The sequence below is a fragment of the Devosia sp. genome, from assembly GCF_036676215.1.
Lineage (GTDB): Bacteria > Pseudomonadota > Alphaproteobacteria > Rhizobiales > Devosiaceae > Devosia.
The window spans coordinates 1-23,538 of record NZ_JAKFDJ010000224.1; the positions used below are offsets into that span (position 1 = coordinate 1).

The 23,538-nt window shown below is 64.5% G+C and carries 21 protein-coding genes; 16 read left to right on the top strand and 5 right to left on the bottom strand.

All coding sequences use genetic code 11. The features are described 5' to 3' along the window. From V6M52_RS18750 to V6M52_RS18760, 3 genes are all read right to left on the bottom strand, one after another. The coding region (locus V6M52_RS18750) for a glutamine amidotransferase (protein ID WP_332702472.1) at positions 1-286 on the bottom strand (286 nt) is incomplete at its 3' end. After that, positions 283-1,293, bottom strand: a complete 1,011-nt coding sequence (locus V6M52_RS18755) for a LacI family DNA-binding transcriptional regulator (RefSeq protein ID WP_332702473.1) — start codon at positions 1,291-1,293, stop codon at positions 283-285. The genes V6M52_RS18755 and V6M52_RS18750, both read right to left, overlap by 4 nt. A gap of 9 nt (positions 1,294-1,302) precedes the next feature. Beyond that, on the bottom strand, positions 1,303-2,043 hold the full coding sequence (locus V6M52_RS18760; protein WP_332702475.1) for a creatininase family protein: 741 nt from the start codon (positions 2,041-2,043) through the stop codon (positions 1,303-1,305). A 144-nt stretch (positions 2,044-2,187) separates the two neighbouring features. On the opposite strand from V6M52_RS18760, the gene V6M52_RS18765 reads away from it, so the two are divergent. The 15 genes from V6M52_RS18765 (at position 2,188) to V6M52_RS18835 (ending at position 20,782) form a co-directional block, all read left to right on the top strand. After that, positions 2,188-3,531: an amidohydrolase family protein gene (locus tag V6M52_RS18765; protein ID WP_332702477.1), complete on the top strand. Its 1,344-nt coding sequence runs from the start codon at positions 2,188-2,190 to the stop codon at positions 3,529-3,531. 1 nt (position 3,532) lies between these two features. Further along, positions 3,533-4,489 (top strand): nucleoside hydrolase, encoded by a 957-nt coding sequence (locus V6M52_RS18770; protein WP_332687432.1) that lies wholly within the window; start codon positions 3,533-3,535, stop codon positions 4,487-4,489. A 19-nt stretch (positions 4,490-4,508) separates the two neighbouring features. After that, positions 4,509-5,552: a BMP family lipoprotein gene (locus V6M52_RS18775; protein WP_332702480.1), complete on the top strand. Its 1,044-nt coding sequence runs from the start codon at positions 4,509-4,511 to the stop codon at positions 5,550-5,552. 59 nt (positions 5,553-5,611) lie between these two features. Next, positions 5,612-7,156 carry an ABC transporter ATP-binding protein gene (locus tag V6M52_RS18780; protein WP_332702482.1) on the top strand — a complete coding sequence of 515 codons (1,545 nt, stop codon included), beginning with the start codon at positions 5,612-5,614 and terminating at the stop codon, positions 7,154-7,156. After that, on the top strand, positions 7,153-8,268 hold the full coding sequence (locus tag V6M52_RS18785) for an ABC transporter permease (RefSeq protein ID WP_332687429.1): 1,116 nt from the start codon (positions 7,153-7,155) through the stop codon (positions 8,266-8,268). The genes V6M52_RS18780 and V6M52_RS18785 overlap by 4 nt, the downstream gene beginning before the upstream one ends. Next, a complete protein-coding gene (locus tag V6M52_RS18790; RefSeq protein WP_332687428.1) occupies positions 8,265-9,212 on the top strand; it encodes an ABC transporter permease in 948 nt (315 codons plus the stop codon). Before V6M52_RS18785 ends, V6M52_RS18790 begins: the two co-directional genes overlap by 4 nt. Next, positions 9,212-11,074: an adenine deaminase gene (locus tag V6M52_RS18795; RefSeq protein ID WP_332702484.1), complete on the top strand. Its 1,863-nt coding sequence runs from the start codon at positions 9,212-9,214 to the stop codon at positions 11,072-11,074. Before V6M52_RS18790 ends, V6M52_RS18795 begins: the two co-directional genes overlap by 1 nt. A 223-nt stretch (positions 11,075-11,297) precedes the next feature. Next, positions 11,298-12,332, top strand: a complete 1,035-nt coding sequence (locus V6M52_RS18800) for an ABC transporter substrate-binding protein (protein WP_332702486.1) — start codon at positions 11,298-11,300, stop codon at positions 12,330-12,332. A gap of 187 nt (positions 12,333-12,519) precedes the next feature. Next, the gene (locus V6M52_RS18805; protein ID WP_332687762.1) at positions 12,520-13,344 is read left to right on the top strand and encodes an ABC transporter permease; all 825 of its coding nucleotides are present in this window, start codon (positions 12,520-12,522) and stop codon (positions 13,342-13,344) included. Then, positions 13,341-14,132 carry an ABC transporter permease gene (locus V6M52_RS18810; RefSeq protein WP_332687761.1) on the top strand — a complete coding sequence of 264 codons (792 nt, stop codon included), beginning with the start codon at positions 13,341-13,343 and terminating at the stop codon, positions 14,130-14,132. The genes V6M52_RS18805 and V6M52_RS18810 overlap by 4 nt, the downstream gene beginning before the upstream one ends. Positions 14,133-14,137: 5 nt before the next feature. Further along, the gene (locus tag V6M52_RS18815; protein ID WP_332687760.1) at positions 14,138-15,205 is read left to right on the top strand and encodes an ABC transporter ATP-binding protein; all 1,068 of its coding nucleotides are present in this window, start codon (positions 14,138-14,140) and stop codon (positions 15,203-15,205) included. Between the two features lie 187 nt (positions 15,206-15,392). Then, positions 15,393-16,715, top strand: coding sequence for an amidohydrolase family protein (locus tag V6M52_RS18820; protein ID WP_332702488.1), 1,323 nt, complete (start codon positions 15,393-15,395; stop codon positions 16,713-16,715). Beyond that, positions 16,712-18,103, top strand: a complete 1,392-nt coding sequence (locus V6M52_RS18825) for a M20/M25/M40 family metallo-hydrolase (protein WP_332702490.1) — start codon at positions 16,712-16,714, stop codon at positions 18,101-18,103. Before V6M52_RS18820 ends, V6M52_RS18825 begins: the two co-directional genes overlap by 4 nt. Continuing rightward, positions 18,100-19,914, top strand: a complete 1,815-nt coding sequence (locus V6M52_RS18830) for an adenine deaminase C-terminal domain-containing protein (RefSeq protein WP_332702492.1) — start codon at positions 18,100-18,102, stop codon at positions 19,912-19,914. The genes V6M52_RS18825 and V6M52_RS18830 overlap by 4 nt, the downstream gene beginning before the upstream one ends. Continuing rightward, on the top strand, positions 19,892-20,782 hold the full coding sequence (locus tag V6M52_RS18835; protein WP_332687364.1) for a nucleoside hydrolase: 891 nt from the start codon (positions 19,892-19,894) through the stop codon (positions 20,780-20,782). Before V6M52_RS18830 ends, V6M52_RS18835 begins: the two co-directional genes overlap by 23 nt. Here V6M52_RS18835 and V6M52_RS18840 read toward each other — a convergent pair. Next, entirely contained in the window at positions 20,779-21,945 is a 1,167-nt protein-coding gene (locus V6M52_RS18840; RefSeq protein ID WP_332702494.1) for a M20 aminoacylase family protein, read from the bottom strand. The two genes, V6M52_RS18835 and V6M52_RS18840, sit on opposite strands and share 4 nt — an antisense overlap. A gap of 75 nt (positions 21,946-22,020) precedes the next feature. Here V6M52_RS18840 and V6M52_RS18845 point away from each other — a divergent pair, with 75 nt between their 5' ends. Further along, positions 22,021-22,704, top strand: a complete 684-nt coding sequence (locus V6M52_RS18845) for a phosphoribosyltransferase (protein ID WP_332702496.1) — start codon at positions 22,021-22,023, stop codon at positions 22,702-22,704. Here V6M52_RS18845 and V6M52_RS18850 read toward each other — a convergent pair. Further along, positions 22,701-23,537: an MBL fold metallo-hydrolase gene (locus V6M52_RS18850; protein WP_332702498.1), complete on the bottom strand. Its 837-nt coding sequence runs from the start codon at positions 23,535-23,537 to the stop codon at positions 22,701-22,703. The two genes, V6M52_RS18845 and V6M52_RS18850, sit on opposite strands and share 4 nt — an antisense overlap. Position 23,538: the final 1 nt, after the last annotated feature.

Below are 23,538 nucleotides of genomic sequence, written 5' to 3' on the forward strand. Positions count from 1 at the left end.
TCTTCGAGCGCACGAAGGTATCGGGATGCAGCAGCAGCGTATTGGCCCCGATATCGGAGAGAATGACGCAGTCATATTCCGCCAGCGCCTCCACCGTTCCCGGAAATTCGCGCGCCGCGACGTGGGCCGGCTGATAGACGACCTCCCATCCCGCATTCTCCAGCGCCGCCTTGAGCCAGCGCACGCCCTCGGCATATTCGGTGGTGGTAAAGCTGTCGAAGCCCTTCTGGTGGATGGAATGCACCGTCCAGGACTCCCCGGCGATCAGCACGCGGCGTTTGCTCATGAGTGGGCTGCTCCAATTTTGCGGACGGATTTGCGAATGATCAGGCTAACCGGCAGCCGCGTCAGCGGCTCGGCGTCAGTCTTGTTGATCTGGGCCAGCAATCGCTCGAATGCCATGCGTCCCATCTCGGCAATGGGCTGCCGTATCGTGGTCAGCGGTGGATCGACCAGTTCGGCAAAGGGCATGTCGTCGAACCCGACCAGCGACAGCTCGCCCGGTACGTCGATCCCGACCTGCCGCGTCGCCTGCAGCACGCCGATGGCGATATAGTCCGAACAGGCCAGGACCGCTGTGGGTCGCGGGGCACTGCCCAGCAACTGCATGGCAGCCGCGCGGCCATAATCGCGCGAGTATTGCCCCAGCAACACCCAGCCCGGCCGGACCGGCAGGCCCGCCTCATCCATGGCTCGCTCAAAGCCGGCCAGGCGCTCGCTCACGCTCATCAGCCTTGGCGGACCGCTGATGATGGCGATGTCGCGATGCCCCGCCTCGATCAGGTGCCGGGTCGCCAGATAGGCCCCCTGCTCGTTCTCCACGAACACCCTGGGCACCGACACCCCGGGAATATCCTCGTCGAGCAGCACCACATTGTGATGCGGGTCCAGCAGACCCGCCAAAGTGCCGTCATCGGGCTGGTTGGTCATCATGATCAGGCCGTCGACATGCTGGTCCTGCAGGCGTTGGATCGCATCGATCTCGCGCGCCCGGTCGCCCTGGGTCGACGACATATAGACTGCATAGCCATGCTGCTGCGCCGCCGCCTCCACGGCCGCCGCCAGTTCGGCAAAGAACGGGTTGGCGATTTCCGGCGTCACCAGGCTAATGGCCTCGGTCTTGCCGGTGGAGAGGCGCTTGGCCAGCAGGTTCGGTCGATAATTCAGCTTGGCGATGGCCGCGTCGATGCGGTCGCGCGTGGCCTGTGGCAGCTCGATCCGGTTGTTGAGATAGCGCGACACCGCCGTCGGTGACACGCCGGCCTCTTCGGCCACATCGCTCAGCGTGGCCACAGTGCGTCCTCAAATGGCATGGCGTGCCCTCCAAAGCCCGATCAGCCGCAGGCTCTCGGCGACAATGCCCGCGATCAGCGCCTCCCCCTTGGCGGCGGTCGCCGGACGCGGATCGCCGAACACGCCCGTCGCCACAAAGTCGCGCAATTGCATCGGCTCGATGCCGAAGGTCGGCGGAAAATCCGGATATTCCGGCGCCGCCAGGCTCATATCGACGGCCTCGGGCCGCAGGGCCAGCATCATCGCCGTCTCCACCTCGTCGGCATGGTAGAATCCCGGCCCCGCCGGCTCGCTGTCGCAGATCTCGCCAGCCAGCTTTTCGAGATGCGGATAATCCAGATGGACCACCGGCAGCCCGCCGCCCACCAGCGCCCGCGCCGCCAGCGCAATCGGCTCCCGATTGCCGAAATGGCCATTGATGACGATCAGCCCCGAAAACCCGATCCGCTGCACACCCCGCCCGATGTCGCAGAGTACCGCCCGCAGCGTGTCGGGCGACAGCGACAGCGTGCCCGCAAAGGCCTCGTTGTTCCACGCGTCGCCATAGGCAATCGGTGGCAGCACCACGCCCTCCAGCGCCGCGGCAATGCGCCGTGACACGCCCAGCGCCAGATCGGTATCAGTGGTCAACGGCAGATGCGCGCCATGCTGCTCGCAGGCGCCCACGGCCAGGACGGCCAGCGCCCCCCTGCCCGCCGCCTCGGCAATGTCGGGCCATGCTGCATAGGCAAAGTCCCCGGCCTGGCTCATCTTCCGACCTTCGGCGCTGGCGCTATCTTGTGCATTCTTCCAACTAGCATATGGTTTAGGCAAAGGCGCTGTGATTGGATTTGACAAGCCCAGCATAAGTGGCGTTAGATCACCTTGTAAACCGCTTTACTAACTTGTGGACAAATGGCCTCGTTTCTTCTCCGTGACGCCACCATCCTGACGGTCGATGCTGCCGACACCACATTTGCCGAGGGTTGGGTCAGCGTCGCGGATGGCCGGATCACCGGCGTGGGACCGGCTTCGAGCATGCCAGACAGCAAGAACTTCGATGAAATCTTGCAGCTTGCTGGCCATTTGCTGATGCCCGGGCTGGTGAATGCCCACACCCATGCCGCCATGGTGCTGTTTCGCGGCCGGTCCGAGGGCCAGAGCCTCCTCACCATGGATGGCTGGTACAATTCCATCCGCGAACCCGAACTCTCCCTGCTCGCTTCCGACATTGGTCCTGCTGTCGCCCTTTCCTGCGCCGAGATGGCGCTTTCGGGAACGACGACGTTCTGCGACCAGTATTTCTTTGCCGACGAGATCGCCACAGCCGCCGCCGCCAGCGGACTGCGCGCTGTTGTCGCTTACGGCATCGTGCAACTCGGCGACAAGGCGCGGGGCGAGGAAGAGCTCGCCAAGGCTGCCGCCTTCATCGAGCGCCAGCGCTCGGCCGATGGGCGGGTCATCCCCTGGTTCGGCCCGCACGCGCCCTATGTCGACAATTCCGAAGACCTGCTGCGGGCCGAGGTTGCCATGGCGGTCAAGTATGGCGTCGGCATGCACCTGCATATGGCGGCCGGCCCTGAAGACAACGAAGAGACCATGTCCCGCTATGGCCTCACCGCCACCCAGGCCCTGTCGCGGGACGGGTTCTTTGCCGGGCGCGTTCATGCCGCCCATTGCCTTGATTTGACCGACGACGACATCGCTGTCTTCGCCGCCGCACCCGCCGCATCGGTGTCCTACAATGCCACTGCCGGCCTGCGCTCGGGCCGCGCGGGCATGTGCCCTGCCGTCAAGCTGCGTGAGGCGGGCGTCGTCGTCGCCCTGGGCACCGATAATGTGGCAGCCAACAATTCCTACGACATGATCGCCGAAATGCGTGTCGCCGGCCTTGTCGCCTCCCATCGCGAAGGCCGGGCGCAGCCTATTTCCAGCCGCGAGCTGATCCGCATGGCCACTATCGATGGCGCGCGGGCCCTTGGTCTCGACCATGAAATAGGCTCGCTCGAAGTCGGTAAGGCCGCCGATATTATCGCCATCGACATGAGCGGTGCCGGCTACTCGGAAACGCCCGATGTGGAGACTGTCCTGGTCTATTCCGGCAGTGGCCGCGATGTGCGGCACGTCTGGGTCGCAGGCGAATGCATCGTTCGCGATCGGGCATTGCTGCGCCGATCATTCGGCGATATTCGTAATGAGTACTCCATTATATACAAAGACTTCTGGTCGCGTGTTGAAGCGGCACGAAAGGTAGCTTGAGTTGACGAAGACGAAACTGATCCTGGATACCGATGGCGGTGTGGACGACGCGCAGGCCCTGCTTATGCTGATCGCCGCCGGCCGCACGCCGGATGCCATCACCACGGTGTTCGGCAATGTCGGACTGGACGCCGCGACGCGAAACATCCTGACGACGCTGGCTGTCGTTGGGGCCGATGTGCCCGTGCACAAAGGCGCCGATCGCCCGCTGACCCAGCCCATCATCGATGCCAGGTATATCCATGGCGAAGACGGCCTTGGCGGTGCGCCCCGGCCCGCTTCGATCCCCCTGCCCGCCAGCGATGACGCCGTCGGCTTTCTGCGCCAGAGCTTCCGCGATGCGGCTTCCAAGGGCGAGCAGATCGATATCCTGATGATCGGTCCGCTGACCAACCTGGCCTTGGCGTTGCGGGTGGAGCCATCGATCATTGCCGGCATTGGCCAGCTGACCATCATGGGCGGCACCGTCTATGGTCGCGGCAACACCACGCCGGCAGCGGAATTCAACATCTTTGCCGATCCAGAGTCGGCTGCGGTCATTTTCCGCTCCGAAATCGACATCGTCGTAGTGCCCTGGGAGCCCTGCGTGACCCATAATATGGCCGGCGCCGATGTCGATGCCGCCTTCGCGCCGCTCGATACCAGCCTGCCCAAGGCCTTTTCCGAGGCGCTGGCGGACCACGCCCGCAGAACCAATGCCAGCTATGGCGGCGGCGACGTGTTTCGCTTCGTCGATCCGCTGGCTGCCGCCGTGGTTATCGACCCGGCCATCGTCACCAAATCCATCCGCGCCTCGGTCGATGTCGCGCTGGCGCCCGGCATCACCCGCGGCATGACCGTTGTCGACCCGTCGGGTCGCCTGGGCACGCCCATGGTCACCCTCGTCGAAGAAGCCAGGCTCGACAGCCTCGTCGCGCTTTACGCCGCCTCCATCGCCTACATCCCCAACAAGAACTGAAATAACAGGAGAGCCGTCCATGTCCTTGAAAATGCTGTCCCGCCGGACCTTTTCCGGCCTTGCACTTGCCGCCGGACTGATGTCCTCCGCGGCAGTCGTCGCGCAGGAATACACCGAAGAAAGCCCGCTGAGCGTCGCGCTGGTGCTGCACGGCACGCTGGGCGACAAGAGCTTCTTCGATAGCGCCGCGGCAGGCGTCGAAAAGGCCATGGCCGAACTGCCGGTCGAGGTCAAGATCATCGAAGCCGGCTATGACCGCAGCCGCTGGCAGCCGGCTCTCGCCGACGCGGTCGACACCGGCTTTGATGTCGTCATCGCCGGCACCTTCGACATGACCGGCTTTGTCGTCGAACTGGCGCCGGAATATCCAGACACCAAGTTCGTCGTGTTCGACGATGCCCCCGATTTCTCGACCGGCTGCTGCGCCAATGTGCTGGCCCTGCAGTACCAGACCTCGTCGGCGGGCTATCTGGCCGGCTATGCGGCGGCAAAGCTCTCCACCTCGGGCGTTCTGGCCACCATCATCGGCATGGAATTCCCCACCGTCACCGACTTCAAGGTCGGATTCGATGAGGGCGCCATGGCGGCCAATCCGGATGTGACCATCCTCAACGCCGTCGCTGGCACCTTCAGCGATCCGGCCAAGGGCAAGGAAATCGCGCTGGCCCAGCTCGCCCAGGGCGCGGACGTGATCTTCCCGATCGCCGGCGGCACCGGCATCGGCGCCCTCCAGGCCGTGCGTGATGCCGGCAAGCTGGCCGTGGGTGTCGACAGCGACCAGGCGACCATCTTTGCCGCCACCGACCAGGCCCAGGCTGATGTGATCTTCACCTCGGTGGAAAAGAAGGTCGGCGACTCGCTGTTCCTGGCCCTGCAGCAGACGCTTGACGGCACTGCCGCCTACGGCACCGCTGTGCTGCTAGGCCTGCCCGAGGGCGCCGTAGGCATCTCCAAGAACGCCTACTACGAAAAGCTGGTCTCCGCCGAGGTCCGTGCCGAGGTCGACGCACTCGAAGCCGAGATCAATGCCGGCACGCTCGTTCCGTCGACCGACATGAAGTAATCCAGCCGGCGGCGCCTTCACCGGCGCCGCCGCTGCTCTTTCAACCGGAAAGACGACCCATGACCGCGCTCCTTGAGGCCATCGGCATCGGCAAGACCTATCCCGGCGGCGTCGTCGCCAATGACGGCGTCAATCTCTCGGTCAATGCCGGCGAGGTGCATGCCGTGGTCGGCGAGAACGGGGCCGGCAAATCCACGCTGATGAAGATCCTGTTCGGCATCGAACATGCCGATCGCGGCGAGCTGCGGCTGGACGGCAAGCCGGTCAGCTTTGCCAATCCGCGCGAGGCCATCAACAGCGGCATCGGCATGGTATTCCAGCATTTTTCGCTGGTCCCGTCCTTCTCGGTCTATGAAAACGTCGTGCTGGGGTCCGAGCCCCATGCCGGGATCCGCTTCGACCGCCAGAAGGCGATCGACGCCGTGCGCGCGCTCTCGGAAAAGTTCCGTCTGTCAGTCGATCCCCTACCCCCTGTCGGCCAACTCCCTGTCGGCCAGCAGCAGCGGGTGGAAATCCTCAAGGCGCTCTACCGGGACGCGCGCATCCTCATTCTCGACGAACCCACGGCCGTGCTGGCCCCGCAGGAGGTCGAAGAGCTGTTCGTCGCCGTCCGCGCCCTGGTCGAGCAGGGCCGCACGGTGATCTTCATCGCCCACAAGCTGCCCGAGGTGCTGGAGATATCCGACCGCATCACCGTGATGCGTGGCGGCAAGACCGTTGGCCAGGTGGCCGCCAGGGAAGTCACCGAGAAAAGCCTCGCCACGATGATGGTGGGTCGCGAAGTCGCCCTGCGCGTCGATCGCGCCAGCAATGACGGCGCCATGGCCTGCGAGATCAAGGCGCTCAAGGTCAAAAGCGAATCCGGTGGCCTGCTGGTCGACGATCTCAACCTGCATGTGCATGCCGGCGAAATCGTCGGTTTGGTGGGTGTCGAAGGCAACGGTCAGTCCGAGCTGCTCGAAGCCATTGCCGGGCTGCGCCCCATCGCTGATGGCGTCGGCTATCTCGAAGGGACCAGCCTCGCGCCCCTTTCGGTGCTGGAACGGCGCGCCAGGGGCCTCGCCAGCATTCCCGAGGACCGCATCGCGCGCGGCCTCGCCGCCGGCTCCAGCGTGGCGGAAAACCTCGTCGCGACGCGGCTGGATGACACCCGCTATGTCCGCAACGGTCTGCTTGACCTCAAGGCCATCAAGGCCAATGCCGAAAAACTGATCGAGCGCTTCTCCATCCGCGTTGGCGGTCCTGGCGCTGCAGTGAGTACGCTGTCCGGCGGCAACATGCAGAAAGTGGTCGTGGCACGCGAACTGTCCGAGCAACCCAAGCTGCTGCTGGTCAACCAGCCGACACGCGGCGTCGACCTCGGCGCCACCCAGTTCATCTGGAAGTCGCTGACCGAAGCGCGCGATGCCGGCGCTGCCGTATTGCTCAGTTCTGCCGACCTCTCCGAACTACTGGCGCTGTCCGACCGGCTCGTCGTGTTCTATCGCGGTCGCATCGTCGCGGCCCTCACCAATTCCGACGACCTCACGCCTGAAACCCTGGGCACCTACATGCTCGGCATTGCCAAACAGACTCCCGAAGAAATGCAGGGAGGCCTGCGATGAGCATGACGACGCAGGCCGAACTGGGCCGCCAGGCCCGTTTCAAGACCATCCGCCGCGAAGCCGGACGCGCGCTCAGCGCCGCGCTCATTGCTCTGGGCATCGCCTTCGTCATCGTGCTCTTCACCTCCGAAGCGCCACTCGAAGCCTTCAACGTATTGCTCACCGCGCCGATGTCGCGGCCGCGCACCATTGGCCTGTGGATCGACGATGTCGCCAAGCTTACCATAACCGGGCTGGCTTTCAGCCTCGTCTTCCAGGCGCGCCAGTTCTCGATGGGTGTCCAGGGGCAGGTCTATGTCGGGGCGCTTGCCGCGGCCTATGTGGCGCTCTCGCCCATCGGGTCCACCTGGGCGGGCATTCCGCTCGGCGTCGCCGCTGCCATGCTCGCCGGGGCCTTCTGGGGTTTCATCCCAGGCATTGCCAAGGTCAAGTTCGGCGCCAACGAGATCGTTTCCTCGCTGATGCTCAACTATATCGCCATCGAGCTCTGCAATTACCTCGTCCGCACCCACCTGCCCAAGCCACAACCCGGCGTGCTGACGACCAACAATTTCCCTGAAACGGCCGTGTTTCCGCCCTTGGTTGAAGGAACGCGCATCGACCTCGGCCTGATCTTCGCCACCATCGCCGTGCTCGCCGTCTGGTTCGCGCTCTATCGCACCGCCTGGGGCCTTAAGCTCCGGCTCGTCGGGCACAATGCCAACTTCGCCGAATATGCCGGCATAAGATCGACCGCCATCATGGTTTCGGCCATGACTGCCGCCGGCGCACTGGGCGGACTGCTCGGCTCGATGTTCGTTCAGGGACAGACCTATGGCTATCTGACCGTGCTGTTCGAGGGCAATCTCGCCTTCGAGGGCATCCTCGTCGCCATCGTCGCCCGCAGCCGTCCGCTGGCCGTGCCGGTTGTCGCGCTGTTCTACGGCTATCTGCGGCAGGGCGCGCAGCTGATGAACCTGCGCACCGACGTGCCATCCGAGGTCATCGGCGTGGTCACCGCCATCATCATCCTGCTCGTCGCCTCGTCCTTCTCGATGCCCGGCCGCAAGTTCTGGGCGCGCGTCATGGGTCGATCGGCGACGACCGCCCCGGCACTGGAGGCACAGAAATGATCGAACTCCTGATGACGGTCCTTTCGACCACCTTCTTCATCACCGTTGTCCGCACCTCGACGCCATTGCTGCTGGCGACGCTGGGTGGCTTGATTGCCGATCTCGGTGGCGCGCTCAACGTGGCGCTCGAAGGCATGATGCTGGTGGGCTGCCTCACCGCCGTCCTCGTCTCGGTCTTTGCCCCCTGGTACGTTGCGGTCCTCGCGGCAGTCCTCGCCGGCGCGCTGCTCGGCGCCATCATGGCGTTCTTCCACCTGCGGCTCAAAGCCGACATCATCCTGGTTGGCTTCGCCATCAACATCCTGGCCGCGGGCGGCACGGTGTTCGCGCTCACCATCGCCACCGGCGGCGACAAGGGCACCTCGATCAACCTGGCCTCGAAATCGGTCCCCGCCGTCGATCTCTCCTTCCTCGGCATCATCCCGGGCATCGGCGACTTCCTCGAGCGCATGCTGTCGGGCCACTCCATCCTGTCCTGGCTGGCGGCCTTCCTGGTCTTTGCCATCTGGTATTTCCTCTACCGCACGCCCTGGGGCCTGTGGCTGCGCGGCGTCGGCGAATATCCCGCGGCACCTGAAGCCGCCGGCATCCCGGTCAACGCCATCCGCACCTGGAGCTTGCTGGTCTCTGGCGGGCTCGCCGCCCTTGGCGGTGCCCAGCTCGCCATGTTCAACTATATCGGCTTCACCCGCGACATGACCGCCGGCCGCGGCTTCATCGCACTGGGTGCCGTGCTGCTCGGCGCTCGCCACCCCGTCGGCGCCCTGCTGGCTGCCCTGCTCTTCGGCGTCTTTGAAGCGCTTGCCGTCGTCATGCCGGGCCTGTTCAACTGGATCCCGGCCGAACTGATCCGCATGATCCCCTTCGTCGTGACTATCCTCGCCCTGTTCCTCTTCAGCTACCGCGCCATGCAGGCCCGGCGCCTGCGCTCGGCAGGTCACTGATGGCGCTGCCCGACGATCTGATCCTCAACGCCGCCGACGAGGTCGCCATCCGCCAGCATCTGCTGCTGGTCTCGCTCGGCAAGCAGCCCGCCGACCGGGCCATCGAAGTCGGACGGCTCCTCGCTGTCCATGCCAATCATTGGCTGGAAAACCAGGAAATCATCGTCTACGGCCGCCGCATCGCCTATGTCGGCCCTATCGGCTCCTATCGTGGCGAGGTCGCCGAGCGCGTGCGTTATCCACATCTCTCGGCCGTCCCCGGCTTCGGCGAGGTGCACAAGCACATCGAATCCACTCACCTGACGCCCGAGTTCGAGGCAGCGCTGGTCATCCCGCGCGGCAATACCTGGACCTGCGAAGCCAGCCACGAATTCGCCAATGTGAGCGGCAGCAAGAACACCGAATTCTGGCAGAAAGCGCGCCTGGCCGGCTCCCCTCTCAAGGTCTTCATCCAGCCCGGCTCCGCCGTGCCGCCCAGCGCCTGGGAAGAGAGCGGCGGATACTATGGCTATGACGAGCAGAAACAGTTCCTGAGGGACGATCTCTCCGTCACCGGCCTCGACGAGGTCATGGACTGGCCCTCGGTCTGGGACCCCACCAATCCCGGCTATGCCCGCATGTGGGGCATGATCCGCGCCACCTTTGAAATGCGCGGCGTGGTCGAGGGCCATGGCTCGGGCCTCATCGATCCGCACGACATTTCCGCCTTTGCCGCCGCCGGCCTCAGTTCCGACCACGAAGTCTGGTCGCTCGACGAGGCCTGGGACCGCCTGATGCGCGGCCTCTTCACCGAACTGCGCCCCTTCTCCTATGACGCGATCATACCAGGCCTGCTCGAACGCGGCCTCAAGGACTGGTCCAATATCGCCTTCACCACCGATGACCGCAGCGCCAGCGATACGCTCCGCGATGGCGCCAGCGACCACAATGTGCGCCACGCCATCCACTATGGCCTCGCGCCCGAAATCGCCATCCAATGCGCCACCATCAATCCGGCCCGCCACATGCGGATCGACCAATGGGTCGGCTCCGTCACCCCCGGCCGCTATGCCGATATCGTCCTGCTGGACGACGTCCCCACCGTCTCCATCGCCCATGTCTATGCCGATGGCATCCTGTCGTCCGAAGGCAAGACCTTCACCGGTCCCGCGCCCAAACTCGACTGGCCCGAATGGGCCACCCGAACCATGAATATCGGCCGCACCCTCGCCGCCGCCGATTTCGTCATTCCGGCCGAGCCTGGCCGGACCACCATGACGGCGGCCATCCTGCGTCCCTTCCACTGGAACGAGGATTTCCTCACCGAGGAATTGCCGGTGGTGGATGGCGCCGTGCAGCGCGATCCCGCCCGCCTCATCACCAAATGGTCCCTGATCGACCGCTATCGCGGCGATGGCGCGGTCGCTGCCATGTTCTGGACCGGCTGCGGCCCGGAAGACCCCGATACGGCTTTGGCCTGCTCGGTTGCCCATGACAGCCACAATGTATGGTGCATCGGCTCATCCGACGCTGCCATGGCCAAGGCCGTCAATCATCTGCAATCCATCGACGGCGGCTGGGTGCTGGTCCATCGCGGCGAAATCGTCGCCCAGGTTCGCCTCGAGATCGCCGGCCTGATGACCGCCCGCCCCGCCGAGGCCTTCGATGCCGACATGCAGGCCTTCCTCAAGCGCGCCAATGACGTCACCTGGATGTATCAGCCCGCCGCCATGAACCGCTGGAAGCCGGGGTTCCCGGAATTCCTGATCTTCGCCACCCTCACCTGCTCGCCCTGGCGCTGGGTGCTGGTGGCGCCGTCCAAGCTGGCCCCCAACGGCTTCGTAAACGTGCAGACTGGAGAGACCCACAAAATTGTCTGGTGAACGCCGTGCTCGCAGCCATTTCCAGACCTGGATACGGCGGCGCACACGGTACTATTTCCCTGGTCTGCATCGCCAAAACACGGTTGATAAACCGCTTAACCCGACCGCTAGCCCAAAGATTGGGCTTGCGGAGCTACCGCCGCAAAAATAGGCTTCCATCAGGGAGGCGCCTGTTTGTCAAACCATCGCTGGCACTCGTCCGCGATGCAGAAGGAAGCTGATAATGAAAAAACTTTTCGTCACTGCTCTGGCGCTTTCCGCCACCGCCCTGCTCTCGGCCGCCCCCGCTGTCGCGCAAGGCAAGACACTCACCATCTCCTGGTGGGGTTTTAACGGCGAAAAGCTGGAATCCATCGTGCTGGCGCCGTTCCGCGAACAGTGCGGCTGCGAGATCGTGTTCGAGACCGGCAATAATGGCGAGCGGCTCAACAAGATCCAGATCCGCAATGGCGCCGGCGTCGACGTCGCCTATTTCTCCGACAGCTTCAGCCAGCAGGGCATCGAAGCCGGCCTGTTCCAGAAGATCGATCCGGCCAAGCTTCCCAACCTCGCCGGCATCTACGACCTCGCCAAGGACCCGCAGGGCGGCTACGGCCCGGCCTATACGATCGGCCGCGTCGGCATCGTCTATGACTCCGCCAAGGTGACGACTCCGATCACTTCCTGGAACGATCTGTGGCGCGAAGACCTTGCCGGCTCCCTGTCCCTGCCCGGCATCACCACCACGGCCGGCCCGATGGTGGTCATGAAGGCGGGCGATCATACCGGCGTCGACGCCTTCACCGATGAAGACGCCGCCTTTGCTTCCGTTGATGCGCTCAAGCCCAATGTGGTGAAGAACTACAATACCGGCTCGGAGATGATCAACCTGTTCTCGACCGGCGAAGTCAGCGCCGCCATTGCGCAGGACTTCACCCTCGGCCAGATCCAGGCGGCCGTGCCGACCGTGGTCTGGGCCGACCTCGCGGAAAGCTCGATCGCCACGCTCAATACGGTCAATATCCCGGTCGGTGCCGCCGAACCGGAACTGGCCTATGAGTTCATCAACTTCATCCTCTCCCCCGAAATCCAGCAGCAGCTGGCCGAACAGGGCGTCGATGCGCCCGTCGTGACCTCGGTCGAGCTGACTCCGGAACAGGCCGCGCTCTGGACCTATGGCGCCGATGTCATCGCCGGCCTGCAGCGCGTCGACTATGTCAAGATGAACGCTGCCAAGGGCGGCTGGGTCGATCGCTGGAACGAAATCTTCGGCATGTAATGTTTGCAGGCGCGGTTGTAGCCGCGCCTGTTTCGCATTGAACGAAAGGCACACGCGATGTCATCCCGGCGCAGGCCGGGATCCATCCTGAGATGCAGCCAAGTGCACAAATCTCAGGATGGGCCCCGGTTTTCGCCGGGGTGACATCGTGGTTGTGGTGGCATCGAACGCCACGGAAGGCCCATCTATGAAACGCTTCGCCGGCTGGACCCTGGCCTCCCCCGCGACAATCCTGGTCGTGGTCTTTCTCGTGCTGCCGGTGCTGGCGACGATTCTCACCACTTTCACTACGCCCGCTGGTCCCTTTGCCACCTACCAGGCCTTTTTCGGCAGCGGCTTCCGCCGCACCGTGCTGATCCGCACCATCCAGGTATCGCTGGCCACCACCGCCATCGCCCTGGTCATCGGCTTTCTCACCGCTTACGTCGTCTCGCGTTCGCCGGGCTGGCTGAAATCCATCCTCATCATCGCGGCGGTCTTCCCGCTGCTGACCGGCGTCGTGGTGCGCTCCTTTGCCTGGCTCATCATCCTGGGCAAGAACGGCATTCTCAACTCCACCTTGCTCAGCCTGGGCCTGATCGGCGAGCCGATGAGCATGCTCTACACCCAGGGCGCGGTCATCGTGGCCATGGTCTATCTCTTCGTGCCGCTGATGATCCTGACGCTGGTCGGCGTGCTCGAGGGCATTCCCGACGACCTCATCCAGGCCTCGGCCTCGCTCGGCGCAAGGCCCTCCGCCACCTTCATGCAGGTCACCCTGCCGCTGGCCGTTCCCGGCCTCATCGTCGGCGCCGTCCTGGTTTTCACCGGCAGCTTCACCTCCTACGCCACCCCGCAATTGCTCGGCGGCGAACAGGTGATGATGATGGGCACGCTGATGTACCAGCAGGCCATGATCACTTTCGACTGGGTCGCCGCCTCCACCATTGCCGCGGTCATGGTGGTGATCACCATTGCCATAGTGCTGCTGATGACCCGCGTCGCCCGGCGCCTCAACCCGATGGCCGTATGATGACCCAGAAAATCCACCCCCTGCTGATCGCCGGCACGGTGCTGGTCTTCATGTTCCTGGTCGGTCCGTTGATCATCGTGCTCGGCGCCGCGCTCAGCGACACCACCTATCTGACCTTCCCGCCCCAGGGCCTGTCGCTGCGCTGGTTCGAGAACATTTTCCAGATCGACGCCTTCCGCCGCACCATCGTGACCAGCCTGCAGATCGCGTTCCTGTCGACGATGATCGCCCTGGTCATCGGCATTCCGGCCGCCTATGCGCTCAACCGCCATCGCATTCAGCTGCCGGGCTGGCTCTCGACCCTGTTCATCCTGCCCGTACTGGTGCCCGAACTGGTGCTCGGCTTCTCCCTGCTCAAGAACCTGGCCGTCCAGTTCAACTCACCGATCTATATCTCCCTGCTGTTCGGTCATTCGCTGCTGGTGCTGCCCTATGTGGTGCGGGTGATCAGCGCCTCGCTGGCCTCGTTCGATTTCTCCATCGAGGAAGCGGCCATCAGCCTCGGCTCGCCGCCGCTGAAAACCTTTTTCACCATCCTCTTGCCCAATGTGCGCTCTGGCGTGATCGCGGCCTTCATCCTGGCCTTCATCACCTCGATCAACGACGTTTCAATCTCGATCTTCCTCACCGGTCCGGGGCTTTCCACCCTGCCCATCCAACTGCTCGCGCATATGGAGCAGTTCTTCGATCCCACGGTAGCCTCCGTTTCGGTGCTGCTGATGATCCTCACCGTGGCCGTCATGGCCATTGTCGAGCGCACGCTCGGCCTGACCTTCCTAGCCAAGTAGTTTTCATGACCCAGGCCCTTACGCTCCAGTCCATTTCCGCCCATTACGGCACCACTCAGGTGCTGGAAGATCTGTCCCTCTCCGTCGCCGAAGGCGAGCTCGTCTCCCTGCTCGGCGCCAGCGGCTGCGGCAAGACTACGACGCTCCGGCTCGTCGCTGGTTTCCTGCAGCCCACTTCGGGCACTATCACCCTGGGCGGCCGCGACCTTACCCGCCTGCCGCCTTTTCAGCGCGATATCGGCCTCGTCTTCCAGAACTACGCTCTCTTCCCGCATCTCTCGGTGGCCGACAATGTCGGCTTCGGCCTCAAGCAACGCGGCATTTCCGGCACCGACCGCGCCAAGCGCGTCACCGCCATGCTGGAGCGCGTCGGTCTCGCCCATCTGGCCGACCGCCTGCCCGGCGCCCTCTCCGGCGGCCAGAAGCAGCGCGTCGCCTTGGCTCGTGCCCTGGTGATCGAGCCGCCCTTGCTGATGTTCGATGAACCCCTCAGCAATCTCGACGCCAAGCTGCGCATCGACATGCGCGTCGAGATCCGCCAGTTGCAGCGCGCCAATGGCACGACCTCGGTCTATGTCACCCATGACCAGGAAGAGGCCTTCTCGATCTCCGACCGCGTCGCCATCATGCATGCCGGCCGCATCATGCAGCTCGATACGCCCGAAACGCTCTATCAGCGCCCAGCCAATGCCTTCGTCGCCCGCTTCGTCGGCTTCGAAAACCTGATTGCCATGAATGTCGTCGCCCGTGACGGCGCCAAGGTCACCGCCGAGGCGCCGGGCGGCGTCAGGCTGACCCTGTCGCTGGAGCAGTTCGGCACCATTCCCGACCGCTTTACCCTCGCCTGCCGCGCCGATGGCCTGGCGGTCACCGACAATGCCGCCATGGAAGGCATCCCGGCCACGCTCGGCCTGCGCACCTATCTCGGCCGCGCCTACCAGTATCAGTGCGAGACCCCGGCCGGCGCGCTGGTCGCCAATGGCCCCCTGACAAGGCCGCTGGAACCGGGCGTTGCCGCCAAGCTGGTGCCGGTGCCCGAACAGTGCACGATCCTGGCGCCGGAAACGGCGTGATGTTGTTGGAAGGTTCAAGGCGGGCCACAACCACACTACCCCCCTCTCTCCTTGAGGGAGAGGGTGCCCGAAGGGCGGGTGAGGGGTTGGCTCCACACGCGGTGAATGCGGGCATCCCGCAGACCCCTCATCCGTCTCGGCTACGCCGCGCCACCTTCTCCCTCAAGGGGAGAAGGGGAAGGGGCCCATGACCACCATCCTCACCAACGCGTGGCTGCTCACCCTCGACCCTGCCCTGTCCGAGCACAATCCCGGCTGGCTGCAGATCGACGACACCACCATCACCGCGCTGGGCTCCGGTACCCCTCCCCGCATCGAAGATGCCGAGATCATCGATTGCGGCGGCGATATCGTCATGCCGGGCATGGTCAATACCCACTGCCATATGGGCATGGCGGTGTTCCGGGGCCTCGCCGAAGACGTCGATGACCGCCTCTATCGCTATATCCTGCCGCTGGAGCGCAAATTCGTTACCCCTGACATGGTCCGCATCGGCTCGGCCCTGTCGGCGCTGGAAATGATCCAGGGCGGCGTCACCACCGTTGCCGACATGTACTATTTCGAAACCGAGGTGGCCAAGGTCTGCGACCGTGCCGGCCTGCGCGCCGTCCTCGGCCAGACCCTGGCCGATTTCAATCCGCCGGACCACAAGAGCTTCGACGAGGGCTTCGCAGCGGTCGAGCAGCTGGTCGACGCCTGTGCCGGCCATCCTCTCATCACCCCCTCCATCGCCCCGCATGCTCCCTATTCCACTGGCTTCGCGGTCATGCAGCGCATCGCCCACTGGTCCGCCGACCATCCCGACATACCCGTGCAGATGCATCTGGCCGAAAGCACGCTGGAAGTGGATTGGGCCCGCAAAACCCACGGTCAGAGTACAGTCGCCGTCACCCGCGACGCCGGCCTGCTCAAGCCGGGCCTGATTGCCGCCCATTGCCTGCAGCTCGACGACGCCGATATCGCCATGATGGCGGAAGCCGGCGTCCACGCCGCCACCAATCCGCGCTCCAACGGCAAGGCCGGCCGCGGCATCGCCCCCGTCGAAAAGATGCGCCGGGCCGGCATCCCTGTCGGCATCGGCAGCGACGGCGCCATGAGCGGCAATACGCTGGACCTGTTCAGCCAGTTCGCGCCGGTCTCGATGTTCGCCAAGTTACTGGGCGGTTCGCGCAAGCCCCTGCCCGCCATCGACGTCATCCGCATGGCCACCATCGAGGGTGCCCGTGTCCTCGGTCTTGCCGACATGGTCGGGTCGCTCGAACCTGGCAAGCAGGCCGACCTCATCCGCATCAGCCTCGCGGCGCCCCGGCTGCATCCGATCTACGATGCCTATTCGGCCCTTGTCTTCGCCGCCATGCCCTCAGACGTGACCCATGCCATGGTGGCCGGTCGCTGGCTGATGCGCGATCGCCGCGTCGAAACGCTCGACCCCGTGCAAACGACCCGCGATGCCATTCATATCGCGGTCATGTTCAAGGCCGAAATGCGGCAGATCGACGAGGCGCCATGACCCAGCTCGATGATATCCTCGCCCGGGTGGATACGGATATCCCCCAGAGCCTCGACAGGTTATTCCAACTTATCCGCATCCCCTCGGTATCCACCGAAGCCCGCTATGCCGCCGATTGCCGCCGAGCCGCCGAATGGCTGCGAAATGAGCTGGAAAATCTGGACTTCAGCGCCACAATCCGTGACACGGCAGGCCACCCCATGGTGGTCGCCCATGGCCCGGCCGTTCCCGGTCCTCATGTCCTCTTCTATGGCCACTATGACGTGCAGCCCGTCGACCCGCTAAATCTTTGGAATACCGAGCCTTTCGAGCCATCGCTGGTACCGCAGCCCGATGGCGAGACCCATATCCTGGGTCGCGGCGCCTCCGACGACAAAGGGCAGTTGCTGACCTTCATCGAGGCCTGCCGCGCCTTCAAAGCCGTAACCGGTGCGCTACCGATCCGCATCTCCATGCTGTTCGAGGGCGAGGAGGAAGCCGGCAGCCCCAGCCTTGGGCCTTTCCTTGCCGAGCACGGCGACGACTTGCGGGCCGATGTCATGCTGGTCTGCGACACCGACATGTGGGACCGCGATACCCCCGCCATCACCACCATGTGGCGCGGCTTTGTCAGCGAAGAGTTCGAAATAACCTGCGCCGACAGGGACTTGCACTCCGGCATGTTCGGCAGCGCCGCCCGCAATGCCGCCCAGGTCATCGGCACGATCATCGGAAAACTGCGCAACGACGACGGCAGCGTCGCCATTCCCGGCTTCTATGACGGCGTCGCGGACCTGCCCCAGGCCATCGCCGATCAATGGTCCCGCTTGCCCTTCGACGCGAGCAAATTCCTCGCCGATGTTGGTCTCTCGACACCAGCCGGCGAGTCTGGCCGCTCGGCGCTCGAACAGGTCTGGGCTCGCCCCACCTGCGAGATCAACGGCATCTGGAGCGGCTATACCGGCGACGGCTTCAAGACCGTTATCCCAGCCAGGGCCAGTGCCAAGCTGAGTTTCCGCCTCGTCGCCGGCCAGGATCCGCACCTTATCCGACAGCTCTTCCGCAACTATGTGCAAGGCCTGCTGCCGCCCGATTGCACCGTCACATTCAAGGCCTACGCCGCCGCCCCCGCCCAGATGATGCCCCTAGACGGCGCCCTACTCACCAAGGCCCGCGAGGCGTTGACCGACGAATGGGGACGCGAGGCGGCGCTGGCGGGCACGGGTGGTTCTATCCCTATCCTCGGTGAGTTCAAGCGGCAGCTCGGCATGGATGCCCTGCTAATCGGCTTTGCCCGGTTCGACAACCGCATCCACAGCCCGAACGAGAAATACGACCTGTCGAGCTTTCACAAGGGCATCCGCTCCTGGGTGCGCATCCTCGCCGCCTTCTCGGAGAACAATCCATGACCATCACCCGCTTTTCCGTCGCCCCGCTCCACGCCAGCACGATGCATCTGGCTGCCGTGGCCGGTGGCCGCGCTGCGGCCGATCTGGTCATCACCGGCGTTCGGGTGCTCTCGACCTATTCGGAGCGCATCGCGATCGACAAGGAGGTCTGGCTCGCCAATGGCCGCATCGCTGCGGTCATGCCGGCCGGCGTGCACAAGAAGGGCCCTGCCCCAAAGGCCGTCTACGACGCCAAGGGCGGCATTATAGCGCCGGGCCTGGTCGATCCGCATATCCATATCGAAAGCTCGATGGTCACGGCCTGCGCCTATGCCGAGGCGGCCCTGCTCAACGGCACCACGACGATCTTTTGCGACAGCCACGAGATCGGCAATGTGATGGATGTCGCCGGGGTCGAGGCCATGCTCGAAGATGCTCGCATGGCGCCGCTCTCCATCTTCCTCACCGTGCCTTCCACGGTCCCGGCCACCTCGCCTGAGCTCGAAACCGCCGGCGGCGACCTAACGCCGGACAAGATCGGCGCCCTGTTCGACAAATGGCCCGAGGCCGTGGCCCTGGGTGAGAAGATGGATTTTGTGCCGGTCGCCATGGGCGATTCTCGCAGCCACGCCATCATTGCCGAAGCGCTCAAGCGTAACCGGCCGGTTTCCGGCCATATCTACGGCCGCGAATTCGTCGCACCCTATGCCGCTTCTGGCGTCACCGACACGCATGAGGCCATCGACCGCGAGATCGCCAATGACTTCATCGATGCCGGTATCTGGGTTTTCCTGCGCGGCGGCAATCCGGCGACGCCGTGGAACTCCATCGTCGAGGCGATCAAGCCGATCACCGAGTTGGGCGCCAGCCACAAGCGCTTCTGCGTCTGCACCGACGACCGTGATGCCGATGACCTGTTGAACTTCGGCCTCGACTGGGTGGTGCGCGAAGCCATTCGTTGCGGCATGAAGCCGGAACAGGCCTGGGCCATGGGCTCGCTGCACGGCGCCACCCGCTTCGGCATGGGCGACGAAATCGGTGGCCTCGGCGGCGGACGCCGTGCCGATCTGGTGCTGCTCGATGACTCCATGAAGCCACAAAGCACCTGGTATGGCGGGGAACTCGTGGTCGATGACCGCAAGGTGACGCCCCTGCTCGAGGCCACGCTCAACCAGCGCTATCGCTATCCCGAGGCGGCCTATAACACCGTCCACCTGCCCAAGGCGCGCAAGCTCGTTCCGGAACTTCCGACCGAGCCGGTCACCGCCAATGCCATCGGCATCGAGATGCCCGGCATCGTGCTGCCGCACCGCAGGGTCGCCATCGAGCCGGCCGATGACTGGTCGACCATTCTCGAGAAGCACAATCTCAGCTTCGTCACCGTCATCGAGCGCCACGGCAAATCCAATGGCGGTATCGCACGCGGCCTGCTGCAGGATTTCGGCATCCGCAATGGCGCCGTCGGCTCCAGCGTCGGCCATGACAGCCACAATATCATCCTGGCGGGCACCAACGAGGCCGACATGGCCCTGGCGCTTGCCACTATCGAAGGGGCCAAGGGCGGCATAGTGGTGGTGCAGGACGGTCGGGTAACGGCCTTTGTCGGCCTGCCCGTGGCCGGCCTGCTGTCCGACAAGCGCGTGCACGACGTCGCCGCCGAAAACCAGGCGCTTAAGACCGCCTGGCTGGATGCCGGTTGCACCATCCCCTACATGGGCTTCAACCTGATCCCGCTGTCGGTTATTCCTGAGATTCGCATCACCGACAAAGGGCTTGTGAAGGTTCCAGAAATGGTGCTGGCTCCCCTTTATGAATCGACGAGTCGTCATTGATACCGATCCTGGCCTCGACGATGCCGTGGCCATTCTCTTCGCATTGGCGAGCGGGCGCTTCGACATTCTGGGGCTGACCACGGTCGCCGGCAATATCGGCCTGGAGCGGACCACCAGCAATGCCGGCGGCCTGCTTGCCGTGATGGACCGGAGCGACATCCCCGTTATATCGGGCGCTTCCACGGCAATGCTGCGCGACAATATTGACGCCATCGTTATTCACGGTGTGGACGGCCTGCGGGGCATCACCCTGCCCCCAACGACCGTGACGGCACAGACAGGGGCCGTCGAATGGCTGGCCGAGACGCTGCTCACCGCTCCCAGTGGCTCTATCGACATTCTGGCCCTGGGACCCCTGACCAATATCGGGCGCCTGGTGAATGAGCACCCGGAAGCCGCTGGCCGCATCGGCCAGTTGATCGCCATGGGCGGTGCCATTGTCGAGCCGGGCAATGCAGGTCCGGCCTCGGAGTTCAATTTCGCCTCCGACCCCGAGGCAACCGCCGTCGTGCTGCGCTCGGACATCAAGACCACCATCGTGCCACTGGACGTCACCCGCCGCGTGCGAGCGGATCGGGCCTATGTCGAGGCCCTGCGCGGAAGCCTGGCCGGCGACACCGCCGCCGACATCCTCACGGCCTATCTGCTGGACGACAAGCAGAGCCGACCGTTGCACGACCCCTGCGTCATGCTGCTGGCCGTCGCGCCGGACCTGTTCGACATCGAAATCCACCGATTGTCGATCAATCTGGGTGACGGTCCGGATGCCGGCGCCTTGACCGATAGCGAGACCGGAACGCCTGTCGCCGTGGCCATGCGCGTCGACGTGCAAGGGGCACTCGACCTGCTGTCCAGCGGCTTGCGCTAGACCAGCTCCTGCTCCACCAGCGCCGTCCAGTAGCGGGCTCCAGTGGGGATCGCCGCATCGTTGAAATCGTAGCGGGAATTATGGTGCAGCGCGCCGCCTACCGCTGGACCGTTGCCCAGCCACACATAGCAGCCCGGGATGAGGTTGCTGAACTCGGCAAAATCGTCGCCTGCCGTGGACGGCGGGAAATCGGTCACGACAGGCTTGCCCGTCACGACACTGGCCGCCGCAAACGCTGCCGCTGTCGCCCCCGCGTCATTGATAACCGGCGCAATGCGGCGCTTGAAGCTATAGCTGGCACGGATCCCGAACATGCTGGCCACACCCGCTGCCAGCTGGCCGATCTCGGCCTCCAATTGGTCGCGCACCTGTGCCGAATAGGCGCGCGCCGTGCCGCCGATCCGCACATCGTCGGGAATGACATTGAGCGCGCGGAAATCGCCGCCGGTGATGGCGCAGGCGCTGACCACGGCCGGTTGCAGCGGATCAACGCGTCGGGCCACGATAGTGTGTATCACCGTGAGAAAATGCGCAGCCGACGTCATGGCATCGCGCCCCAGATGCGGCTTGGCGCCATGGGTGCCGACACCGTGAAAGGTGACCTCCCAACTGTCTGACGACGCCAATTGCGGCCCAGCCACGACCGCCATCTCGTCGGGCGCCAGCCCGGGCATATTGTGCAGGCCAAAGACCGCGTCGATCGGAAAGCGATCGAGGAACCCGTCAGCCAGCATCGCCTGCGCCCCGCCACGTCCTTCCTCGGCAGGCTGGAAAATGAAGTGCACCGTGCCGGAAAACCGGCGCGTGCGCGCCAGGTGCCGGGCCGCGGCCAGCAGCATCACGGTGTGGCCGTCGTGACCACAGGCATGCATGGTGTTGGCGGTGGTTGACTTGTAGGGCACGTCGCCGAGTTCCGGCATGGCCAATGCATCCATGTCGGCGCGCAGCGCGATCGCTCGGCTACTAGTCCCCACCCGCAAGGTGCCGACAATACCAGTCTTGCCTAGCCCGCGATGGACCTCAATGCCCGCCTCTTCCAGCCACCGCGCCACAATGTCGCTGGTGCGGACCTCCTCGAAACCGAGTTCGGGATGCCTGTGCAGATCGCGGCGCAGCGCAATCATCGCCTCAAGCTCGAAGGGGTCGTTGTCTCCATGGGTCATGGATTGCTAAGCTCTTGAAAATCAACGTAACCGCAGCATCCACGATTTGCTGCCGGCCAGCAAGGATACCCTGTCTTGCCCCTCGCTCCGCACCAGTTCTGGCAGGCAATGGATGCACCGGACACCCACCGCCAGCCGCCCGACGGCTGGGCGGACGGTTTTCCGGCAACCCTGCCCGACGGCCGCCAGTTATTGCTCCCAATACGGATTCTGCCCGGTGACGGCACGGCCGCCGTCGCCTCACTGATCATCAACCAGGCCAGCTTTGCTGTGGAAGACGCCATCTCGGCAGCCATGGCTGATCTGTTGCGATCCCATGCACCGGATGTGGTCATCGGCGTCCCGACGCTGGGCCTGCCGCTCGCCAACAACGTCGCCCGCCGGCTCAACCACAAGCGCATGGTCGCCCTCGGCACCTCGCGCAAATTCTGGTACCGCGACGAGCTCTCGGCCCCGATGTCGTCGATCACCAGCCCGACGCACCAGAAGACCATATTCCTCGACCCGCGCTCGCTGCCGCTGCTCGAGGGGCAGCGGGTCGCTGTCGTCGATGACGTCATCAGTTCGGGAACCTCGATGGCTGCGGTGCTGAAACTGCTGGCACAAGCCGGTCTCGAACCGGTGACGATCGTCGCCGCCATGCTGCAGGGCAACCGCTGGAAAGAACAGCTACGCGATTGGCATGATCGTATCGCGGCGCCGTTGGCCTCGCCCAGACTACAGCGCAACGCGGCCGGCCGCTGGCTTGCCGAGGCCTAGCGGTTGAGGATCTGCCCGCTGAGCACGTCGATCCGCATGCCATCGAAGGCCGGCGTAACATTGTCCGGCGTTTCGGCCTCGGTCCGGGCATAGTCCAGATCGATATGCATATTGGTCAGCACCGCCAGCCTGGGCGCGAAGCGCGCGATCCAGTCCAGCGTCTCGGGCAGGCTCAGATGGCTCGGATGCGGCGTGGGGCGGAGGGCATCGATCACCCAGAGGTCGAGCCCGGAAATCGCGGCAAAAGATGCCTCAGGAAAGCCCGACAGGTCGCATGAATACGCGACATTGCCGATGCGGAAGCCCAGTGAAGAGATATTGCCGTGCGCCTGCTCAAACACGGTGACGGAGATGGTCCCGCCTGGTCCGTCGATATTGAGCACGTCGCCGGCCGCAATTTCATGGGCATTGAGAATAGGCGGATAGTCGCTGCCTGGCGGGGAGACGAAGCAATAGCCGAACGCCTCGCGCAGGCGATTGCCGGTAGCGGCATCGAAGTAAACGTTGACGCGACGCCGATTGTGCAGCGCCAGCACCCTCAGGTCATCGATGCCATGGGCATGGTCGGCGTGGGCATGGGTATAGAGCACGGCCTCGACTCGGTCGACATTGGCGGCCAGCATCTGCTCGCGCAGGTCGCAGCCCGTGTCGATCACCACACGGGTCGGCGTCTCGCTGCCCTCGCTAAACCCTTCCAGCAAAAGAGAACATCGGAGCCGCCGGTTGCGTGGCTCATTGGGATCGCAATCGCCCCACACATTGCCGATACGCGGCACGCCGCCGGACGAACCGCAGCCCAGTATGGTGGCAACGATCCGCTGCGCGGCGCTCATG